This is a genomic window from Nitratireductor aquibiodomus NL21 = JCM 21793, from assembly GCF_000615975.1.
GTDB lineage: Bacteria > Pseudomonadota > Alphaproteobacteria > Rhizobiales > Rhizobiaceae > Nitratireductor > Nitratireductor aquibiodomus.
On the sequence record NZ_BAMP01000166.1, the window covers coordinates 1 to 2840 of the forward strand.

Sequence of the window (2840 nt, forward strand, 5' to 3'; positions counted from 1 at the left end):
AACCGCAGAGAGCGGAAAGCATGTTTGAATCCCGCCAACGTTTTCGTGTGCCCATGCTTGGGTTTGCGGCGAACCCGCCGGGGGAGCCGGAAAAATCACCAGAGTGGAGGTGCCAGCACTCGATGCGCCAGAACATTCATACGGCATGTGGCATGGCGCGGGCTGGGGTCCGGGAGATTATGCTGTTGCTCTTGCTGGCGCTCGGACTGCTGTCATTCGCCAGCGGGTCGGCCAGCGCCCAGACCATTCCGCCAACATCGCCCTGTACGCCGGGTGGTGGTCAAACACCGCCTGGATGGACGAACGGCACAGGTAGTCCGGATTGTTCAACCCGCTCGGCGTGGGGGTTTGGGAACTATCCGTGGAAGAACGCGCCGCTTCCCGTTGTTCCAACAGGTGACACGACGTTTGCATCCATGGTCGCTAACGAGTCCATTCTGACCACGATGACCGGACTTGTGCCAGGTCGGACATATCGAATTCCGTTTTATGCGTTAGGTCGCGGAGTGAATGGCAGTGGTTACTCGAATGCCTGTGAGGGGCTCAAGCTGACAACGAGCGGCACGGATGAAACGATTCTGTTTCCAGATACGACTGCCTGGGGGCAGAGCGTGTTTGCTTTCACTGCGGTGTCGAGCTCGCAACCCCTTGAGGTTGCTGCGTACGGGACCACCGCCTGCGTGATCAGTTTTGCACTGGGAGCGGAAGTCATCGAGATCATCAAGACGGTCTCGGAAGGCGAGAAGGCTGGCGATGTTCTGACCTTCACGATGACGGTGGAGAACCAGGGCATCGGCTCGCTGAGCGATGTCTCGATCAGCGATGACGTTCTCGGGCGGGCCGACGGCACGCCATTGACGCCCGACAGCGGGCCGACTTTCGTCTCCGCTTCGGCCGGCTCTCCCGAGGGCACGCTGGCCGAAGGGGAAACGGCCACCTACACGCTGACCTACACACTGACACAGGACGATATTGATGCTGGCGGCCTGTCCAATGTGGCTACTGCCGAGGGAACCGACGAGAACGGGAACCTCTTCAACGATATTTCCAGCGACACGGCGACTATGGACGAGAACCCGACCACGGTGACGATCCCGCCCAATCCCGACTATGATTTCATCAAGCAGGGGGAACTGGAAGATCTCAACGGCAATGGTCAGGCGGATGCCGGGGAACTGATCAATTACACGTTCACGATCGAGAACACGGGCAATGTGACGCTGACGGATGTCGTTGTCGAGGATGACAAGACCCCGGTTTCGGGCAGCCCGATCGCCTCGCTGGCGCCGGACGAGAGCAAATCCGACCTGACGGGCGCCTATGCGATCACGCAGGAGGATATCGACCGCGGCTATGTCGAGAATCTCGGGGAAGCGACCGCGAAGGACCCGCAGGGCAAAGATGTGGACCGGCTGTCGAGGGCGCTGGAGGGCGTCCCGGGTGATCCGACGGTGGTCTCGTTCGAGCCGAAACCGGGCATCGAAGTGGACCTGATTGATGAATGGACCGACACGAACGGAAATGGCTATCCGGACGTCGGAGAACCGGTCACCTATTCATATGTGGTTCGCAATACCGGTAATGTGACACTGGACAACGTCGCATTCTCCTCATTGCAGATTGGGCCGGACACAACGGCGCCCCAGCCTTCGGTTGCCGTTCCCACAGGGAGCCTTTCGAGTTTTCTGCCCGGCAGCGAGGACACGACAACTTTCTCCACCTCTTACACGCTGACGCAGGCTGATATCGATGCCGGTGGGATTGTTGCAACGGCGAACGTGGATGCCATGGCACCCAACAACACGCCGCTCGCCGACATATCGGACGATCCGCACGAAACGGCCGACGTTGATGTCGAAGGCGACGAGGAGCCTGACGATCCGACGCCAACCCTGCTGCCGCACAATGTTTCCCTCGCGCTACAGAAGTCGGGAATGTTCCAGGGAACCGAGGGGCAGTTTGCCGAGCCCGGGGACACGATCGTCTACGCGTTCAAGGTTACGAACGACGGCAATGTAACCGCCACCGATGTGGCTCCCAACGATCCGGGTCCCCGCTTCAACGGGCGCGTGGGCAGTGGAACGCTGACACCGTTCTCGCCCTCAAGCGCACAACTGGCTGCAGGAGAAAGCGCGACGTTTACCGCGACCTACACGGTGACGCAGTCTGATGTGGATGCAGCGCAGGGTGTCGAGGATGGTGTGAAGAACACGGCAACGGCGACCGGAACGGACCCGCTGGGGCAGGCTGTAACATCGCCTGATGCGATGGCCGTGGTCGACCTGCCAGGCTATGCGATCAGCAAGGTGACGCCGATGGCAGAGGTGCGGCGGGGTGACCGAGTTCCATACACGATCCGGGTGAAATCACTTGGTTCGGCAGGAGAAAGCACAGTCAACATTGTCGATATGACGCCGCCGGGTCTGACCTTTGTGCGTGGATCCGCACAATTGGACGGCAGTCCTGTCACGCCGAAAGCGGAGGGGCGTGAGCTGACATTCGAGAATGTTGTGCTTCCTGCGAACACGGCGGTGCTGATTGATCTGGAGCTTGCTGTGACCTCGGCAGCAAAACCCGGTGAATATGTAAACCAGGCCTGGGTCGAGGACCTTTCCGGTGAGATGTTGTCGAGGATCGCCGAGGCCGTTGTCGAAGTGGTGGTGGAGGCGGTGTTCGATTGCGGCGACATTCTTGGCAAGGTGTTCGACGACCGGAACCGCAATGGGTATCAGGATGTAGGCGAACCGGGGCTGGCGGGTGTGCGGGTTGCGACGGTGAAGGGCCTGCTTCTGACGGCAGACGACCAAGGGCGCTTTCATGTGGCCTGTGCCGACCTTCCC

1 protein-coding gene is annotated in these 2840 nt (G+C 60.2%); it reads left to right on the plus strand.

The annotated features are described in order from the left end of the window. Nucleotides 1-680: 680 nt before the first annotated feature. The coding region (locus JCM21793_RS27925; protein WP_244439986.1) for a CLIPPER-2 domain-containing protein at nt 681-2840 on the plus strand (2160 nt) is incomplete at its 3' end.